7 protein-coding genes and 1 pseudogene are annotated in these 6,668 nt (G+C 68.3%); 1 reads left to right on the forward strand and 7 read right to left on the reverse strand.

The genetic code is table 11. From position 1 onward, the window contains the following. Positions 1 to 31 precede the first annotated feature (31 nt). The 7 genes from E1218_RS36925 to E1218_RS01520 all read right to left on the reverse strand — a co-directional run bounded on the left by E1218_RS36925 (position 32) and on the right by E1218_RS01520 (position 6,179). Positions 32 to 694 carry a MerR family transcriptional regulator gene (locus tag E1218_RS36925; RefSeq protein ID WP_233711925.1) on the reverse strand — a complete coding sequence of 221 codons (663 nt, stop codon included), beginning with the start codon at positions 692 to 694 and terminating at the stop codon, positions 32 to 34. Between the two features lie 61 nt (positions 695 to 755). Then, the gene (locus tag E1218_RS01500) at positions 756 to 1,844 is read right to left on the reverse strand and encodes an SMP-30/gluconolactonase/LRE family protein (RefSeq protein ID WP_165949077.1); all 1,089 of its coding nucleotides are present in this window, start codon (positions 1,842 to 1,844) and stop codon (positions 756 to 758) included. Positions 1,845 to 1,879: 35 nt separating this feature from the next. Further along, positions 1,880 to 2,065: a hypothetical protein gene (locus E1218_RS35860; RefSeq protein ID WP_165949078.1), complete on the reverse strand. Its 186-nt coding sequence runs from the start codon at positions 2,063 to 2,065 to the stop codon at positions 1,880 to 1,882. Between the two features lie 2 nt (positions 2,066 to 2,067). Next, positions 2,068 to 2,310 (reverse strand): hypothetical protein, encoded by a 243-nt coding sequence (locus E1218_RS01505; protein ID WP_132315381.1) that lies wholly within the window; start codon positions 2,308 to 2,310, stop codon positions 2,068 to 2,070. 603 nt (positions 2,311 to 2,913) lie between these two features. Then, positions 2,914 to 4,521 carry an ABC transporter permease gene (locus E1218_RS01510; RefSeq protein WP_132315383.1) on the reverse strand — a complete coding sequence of 536 codons (1,608 nt, stop codon included), beginning with the start codon at positions 4,519 to 4,521 and terminating at the stop codon, positions 2,914 to 2,916. Continuing rightward, positions 4,518 to 5,420 carry an ABC transporter ATP-binding protein gene (locus E1218_RS01515; RefSeq protein ID WP_132315385.1) on the reverse strand — a complete coding sequence of 301 codons (903 nt, stop codon included), beginning with the start codon at positions 5,418 to 5,420 and terminating at the stop codon, positions 4,518 to 4,520. Before E1218_RS01515 ends, E1218_RS01510 begins: the two co-directional genes overlap by 4 nt. Positions 5,421 to 5,507: 87 nt before the next feature. Further along, entirely contained in the window at positions 5,508 to 6,179 is a 672-nt protein-coding gene (locus tag E1218_RS01520; protein WP_132315407.1) for a TetR/AcrR family transcriptional regulator, read from the reverse strand. Between the two features lie 260 nt (positions 6,180 to 6,439). Here E1218_RS01520 and E1218_RS01525 point away from each other — a divergent pair. Continuing rightward, positions 6,440 to 6,668 (forward strand): annotated as a pseudogene (locus E1218_RS01525) (CBS domain-containing protein); the annotation flags it as partial.

Below are 6,668 nucleotides of genomic sequence, written 5' to 3' on the forward strand. Positions count from 1 at the left end.
GCGGGAAAGGCCGGGTGGTGGGAACCAGGTTCTACTTCGCCGCCTTCCGGCGTGGACTGGTGGACCTTGTCTTGGTGGTCTTCGTGGGCCGGAGCGTACGGGCGGTGACGTCTTCCTGGGCCAGTCGTCGGAGGGCACTGAGCATCGCGTCGCCCAGGACTCCGGTCACGACGACGGCTCCGGCTCGGTTGTCGAGGCCTTCCCTGGCCAGCATGAGGTCCACCTCGGCCTCGGCGAGTTCGTGCGCGGCCGCTGCGTACCGGTCGAGCAGCCCGAGCAGGTCGTCGTATCCGAGTCGGTCGAGGGTCTCGACCGTTGTGGCGAGGACCGATCGGGCGGGGTTGTGGTCGTTCACTCGCCAGCCGAGTTGGTCGAGCAGGTCCCGTACCCGCGTGACGGCGTCTGAGTCATCGGATGGGGACAGCTCGCGCGTCAGTGAGTACTGCACCAGCCCCAGGGTGACGAACTCGTCGCCGCCCTTCGTCTCCAGGTGACGGAAGAGTTTGCCGACGGCCGCGATCGACATCTCGCCCACTTCGACCATCGCGCGGATCAGCGCGAGGCGACGGACGTGCGAGTCGTCGTACGTCGCCTGGTTCGGGCTGGTGAACTGGCCCGACGGCAGCAAGCCTTCCCGGATGTAGTAGCGGATCGTCGGGATCGGCACCCCGGAACGCTGACTGAGTTCCGTCATCCGCATACCGGAGGCCTCGCTTCTCTTATCGACCAGTGCTGAGTGTGACTATACGTAACGCTCAGCCTCGCTTCACTGTCATCGAACGAACGGGCTGCCCGAGCAGCGCGCCGAGATACCACCGTTCATTGTGCGGTACGACATTCGTTGCCGCAGGGTCGAGGCCGGTGTGCAGGTGTTGCGGGCGGCCGGTGGAGTCGAGCACGAGTATGCTCCCGGTGAGCGGATCGTCCTCGTTCACGAAGAGCGAGTTCGGCAACCGGATCATCAGTTGGCGCCCGAGCGCCGTGGGCAGCACGAGCGAGTCGAGGGCGCCGGACCGGTCGTACAGCGCGACAAGCATCGAGCCGTCGGTGCCGGAGTTCAGGCCGTCCGGGACACCAGGCAGGTCCTCGACGATCACAGTGGTCAAACCGTCGGCGAGCGTGTGCCGCAGGATGCGATAGCGGGTGGACTCGGCGATCCACACTGCGTCTTCGTCATCCGTGAGAGCGACGCCGTTCGGAAAGTAGAGCCCGTCGAGAACCTGCGTGATCTCGCCGTTGGCGAGGTCGTAGCGCAGCAGTCGGCCGGACGCGCGCCCGTCGACGAGATCGGGCATCAGGTACGACGGAACGTCGCCGAGAACCGTGGTGTTGTACCGCGAGCTCGAGTCGGTGAACCACACGACCCCGTCCGAACCGATGACCAGGTCGTTGGCGAAGCGGATCGGCTCGCCGGCGGCCCGGTCTGCCAGCAGGGTCACGGTGCCGTCGGGGGCGACCGATTGCAGACCCTCGCCGTGGTTCGCCACGATCAGGTTCTGCCGCGCGTCGAACGCCAGTCCGAGTGGACGCCCACCCACCACCGCGAAGCGCTCGGTCGATCCGTCCGGACGAACCCTGCGGATGATCCCGTTCCGATCGCCCGTGTACACCACACCGGCATCGTCCACGGCGATGTCCTCCGGACCGTACGGCGATTCGGTCGTGATCGGCACGACCTGAGCGGGGGATCGCAGCTCGTTCGCGATCTGGAGGCCAGGTTCTGGACTCCAGGTCCGCGGCTGGAAGTCGTCGACGGGTGGCGACACCGCGGTGAGGAGAATGCCGAGGGCAAGCGATGGTAGGACGAGAAGGACGGTGGCAATGATCAGCACCAGCCTGCGCACCCGGCGACGCCGAGCAGCTTCGCCAGCTGACGGGTTCACGGTGTGCCTTCCGCGTTCACTGCCGAGCTCCGAACAGTGGAGCGTGAACCCGCGACCGAGCTCGCAATGATCGCGGTCAGGAGGGCGATGCAGGCCAGGTCGAAGCTTTGGATCAAGGTGCTGGCCTGTGCTTGTGCTTCCGGACGCGAGAACGTCAGCGCCAGCGCGACACTCTTCGACACGATCACACCCGCCGCGATCGGAAGCCGTACATCGCGCCGGAATGCGGCCCACACCAGCGCAGCACCCGCCAGCAGCTGGAGACGCCGCGATGCTGCAGCAGAGTGAGTACCATCGGCTCGGGATCGACGATCCCGTAACTTTCCAGTTGCTCCGGCTGGAACAGCGCCAGCACCGGCACCGCGGTGAACGCACCCATGACGACCAGCGCGACTCGCGTCGCGACTCCTCCGACTCGACTTCGCATGCCTGCCTCCCTGTCTCGAAATGAAGAGTGTCACTTCACACTACAGATAGCGAGGCTTGCGGCGCTAGATGTGGGGAGTGGTGGTCGCGAGTTCCGATCATCTGCCGGTGAACCTGTTCCGGGCAGTGCTGGACCTGTTCGGGCACAACTTCGGCCGTGCGTCGAATGACGGCATCCGCCGTACCCTGCACGCCCCGTCATAGGAGCCATCGGTGGTGGAGTGCTGCGCGATGTCATGCCGAGCCTGCCGTTCTCCCTCCTGCACGTGGGCACCTCTACGCCGTCGCAGCGGGACCGGAACCGGAGTCCTCATCCTGCTCGCCGAATTCGGCACGCTGTCCCGATCGCTGACGTCGTCTGCGTCGTGGTGCCACACTTGTCCGCCTCGTCGCCGTCCAGTTCGACTGGACCTTCCCGGAACAGTTCGTCCACACCCTCGACGACCCCACGCACCTCCGCGAACCGACGACGGGAGCCGCGGCACGCCAGTCGAAGGATGACCGACGTGCCGCAGAGCCCCGATCCACCACTCGATCCGCTGCCGCGTCGATCCGCAACAAGTCTCAACGCGGGCGGCAAGGGAGTGAGCCGGACGACGGCCGGTCAGGTGGACTCGATGTCCCGTCGCCGGAATCCGGTACCCCCGGCGAGGGCGAGGATTGTTGCCAGGACGGCGAGTACGACGAGTGGCGCGACCGGAAGGTCCGCGAGTGGCAACGCGGTGGTGTGGGCGAACGGGGACAGGTCGGTGACCCAGCCGGGCAACTCCAGAAGCGCGCCGAACATGCCGAAGAACACGGCGTATGCGACGACGATCCAGGCCAGGGTGGACAGGGCTGGGCGCACTCCGAACAGTGCCGCGGTGAAACCTGCTACCACCAGGACGGCCGGCAGGTAGGCCAGCGTCCCGATCGTCACCTCGGCGATGGTGCCGGGACCGGCGTTGCCGGTGGCGGCTCCGATGCCGACGCCGAGTCCGCTGATGAGCAGGAGGCCGGCGGAGGCGAGGGCGGTGAATCCGAGCCAGGAGAAGTACCAGCGTGGCCGGCTGACGGAGGTCGCGAGTGCGGCCTCGGTGTGGCCGGTGCGTTCCTCGGAGCGGAGCCGCAGGACCGAGGTGACGGCGAAGGCGCCGACGAGCAGGGCGAGGAACAGGGCCATGGTGGCGTAGAACGCGTCGACCGGGTCCTGTCCGTTGGCGGTGAAGATCTCGCCCATCCGTGGGTTGTTCGCGACGGCTTCGGTGACCGAGTCGCTGAGCGATCCACTCGGTACGGCGAAGACGAACAGGCCGGCGGCCCAGCCGGCCAGCGCGGGACGTTGCTGGCGCGCCGCGAGTCCGAGCGGGCTCGACAACGACGGTGCCGCGTCGGCGCGGCCGAGCTTCGGCGGGACCAGGCCGGCGCCGACGTCACGCCGTACGGACAGGAAGTAGCCGAGGGCAACGGTTACGGCCAGGACTCCGATGCACAGCAGCAGTGGCCACCAGCGCAGGTCGACGAACGGCCGAGCCTGCTGGACCCAGGCCAGCGGTGAGAGCCATGACAGGACGTTTCCTCCTGGTTGGGAGACGTCGCCGATGGCGCGGAGGAGGAAGGCCGCGCCGACGACCGCCATGGCGAGGCTCGAGGCCGCGCGAGAGTGTTCGGTGAGCTGGGCGGTGACGGTGGCGACACCGGCGAACGCGAGTCCGGTGAGGCCGATGCCGACGCCGACGGCGAACGAGTCCGCTGCCGACAGGTCACCGGTGAGCATGGCGAGCGCGGTCAGCAGCGCGACGCCGGCGTTGGCGATCACGGCGACCAGGAGCGCGGCCGTGGTGGCGGCGTGCCGCCCGACGACGGTCGAGCGGATCAGCTCGGCGCGCCCGGTCTCCTCCTCGGCCCGGGTGTGGCGGGTGATCAAGAAGATGCTCATCATCGCCGCGGGGATGGCCAGGTACAGGACCATCTCGTTGGTGATCATGGCGCCGAGGGTGTAGTTGTCGAGGCCGTAGCCGGGGCCGGACATCATGGTCGCGGCGGGGGAGTCCATCAGTTCGGCGCGGACCTGGCGTTCGGCCGGGGTGGAGTAGACGGTAGGGAGGGCGCTGACGGCGTAGAGCATGCCGAGGCCGATGGCAACGATCCAGATCGGCAGCTTGACCCGGTCGCGGCGGAGTGCGAACCGGACCAGGGTGCCGGTGGCGGTGAGGCTTTCGCGGTCGCTCATGACTCGGCGCCGACCAGCTCGTCGCCGTATTGGCGCAGGAAGAGCTGCTCCAGCGACGGGGGAGCACTGTGCAGGGTGCGTACGCCGAGGTGCCCGAGCGACTGGATCACTGCAGGCAGCTGGTCGGCGTCGACGTCGAACGTGACCGCGCCGTCGGCGGACCGCAGTTCGTGCACGCCGACCAGGTTCGCGAGCCCGGCCGGGTCGCGGTCGACGGTCGCGGTGATCGTCGTCCGGGTCAGGTGCCGCAGCTCGGCCAGGGTGCCGGACTGGACCGTGCGACCGTTGCGGATGATCGTGACGGTGTCGCAGAGTTTCTCGACCTCGGCGAGGATGTGGCTGGACAGGAGCACCGAGCGCCCGGCCCGCTTCGCCTCGGCGATGCAGTCCTGGAAGACGGTCTCCATCAGCGGGTCGAGGCCGGAGGTCGGCTCGTCGAGCACGAGCAGCTCGACGTCGGCGGCGAGGGCTGCCACCAGGGCGACCTTCTGCCGGTTGCCCTTGCTGTAGGTGCGACCCTTCTTGGTGGGGTCGAGCTCGAACCGCTCGAGCAGCTCGGCCCTGCGGGTCCTGTCGGCGCCACCGCGAAGGCGGTTGAGGAGGTCGATCGCCTCGCCGCCGGTCAGGTTGGGCCACAGGCTCACGTCGCCGGGGACGTAGGCGAGCCGGCGGTGCAGTTCGACCGCGTTGATCCAGGGGTGCCGGCCGAGGACGGAGACGTCCCCGGCGTCGGCGCGGAGCAGGCCGAGCAGGATCCGGATGGTGGTGGACTTGCCGGCACCGTTCGGGCCGAGGAAGCCGGCCACCTGGCCGGACGGGACGGACAGGTCGAGCCCGTCGAGGGCCTTCACCTGTCCGAAGGACTTGTGGAGCTGTGAGATCTCCAGGGCAGCGGTCATCGCTGAACCTTTCAGAGTGATCCGGGACGGAGCCCGGCGTGATGTGTCGTCCGGGGGCGTCGGTCGACGACGCCGTGTCGGGGCGTACTACGGCTGGGCGGGACCGGCCGGCGGATCGCAGACGTACATCAGGTAGTCGTCCAGCAGGGAACGGTCGACGAACAGCCCGTCGGTGAAGAGTTCGAGCGCGGGCAACGTGATCTCGTCCGACAGCCGGCGCAGCTCGGTCCGGAAGTCCTCGACCTCCACCGACCCGTTCCGCAGGGACATCCACAGCAGCAACGCACCCATGCCCTGGTACGTGAGGTAGCGAGCGCGGCCGGCCGGGTCACGACTCGGCTTGATCTTCCCGGCCTCGACGCCCGCCGCCAGGTACTGCTCGGCGTCGCGGCACATCTGCTCCACGAACGCGGTCGCGAGCTCACCACCGGACTGCATGCTGCGCATCGCGTACAGGGCGAGCGGCGCGTACTCCTCGACCTCCGCGAGCTGGGCGATCATCCCGGACGCACTTCCGGTGACCGCCTTCATCTTCTCCGAGCGGATCACCTCCAGCACGTACGCGTCGCACGCCCGCCGAAGACCGTCCTTCGACCCGAAGTGGTGAACCACCAGCCCGGCGGTCACCCGCGCATCCGCGGCCACCGCGCGCAGACCGGCCGAGAACCCGTCCCGGCCGAACCGCACGATCGCCGCGTCCCGGATCCGCTCGGCCGTCGCCGCGCCGCCGCCGGCAGCCGGGGATTCGCCGATCCGCATTGAACGCACGTTCAAAGACTAAACCGCTGTTCAATCGGCGCGCAAGTCGCCGGCTCCCGGGGTTCGGTTGCTCGTGACGTGGTGGATAGGAGAGGGTGAAGCCTGGAGCGCCGGGAAGTCTGGTCGGCACGCCTGTACTCGTCCGGAGTGCAGGCGGTCTGGTGACGACCCGGGAGGTCTCGTGCCCGTCAGTGGTGCATGCCGTCAGCGCGTGTTCGGGCCCCGGCGGGGCGTACGGTGGTGGTGTGCACGGAGAGCAGATGGCCGAGGAGTACCCGGTGGTCGGGCTGGGCGACGATGCGTTGACGGCGGTGGAGTTGTTGGCGTCGAGGCGGTTGCCGGGGCTGATCGTGACGGGCGACGACGGGGCGCCGTATGCGGTGTTGCCGGCGTCGCAGGTGGTGAAGTTTCTGGTGCCGAGTTATGTGCAGGACGATCCGGCGCTGGCGCGGGTGATCGAGGAGTCGTTGGCGGATCAGGTTGCGGACA

Origin of the sequence: Kribbella turkmenica (assembly GCF_004348725.1) — a bacterium.
GTDB classification, from domain to species: Bacteria; Actinomycetota; Actinomycetes; order Propionibacteriales; family Kribbellaceae; genus Kribbella; species Kribbella turkmenica.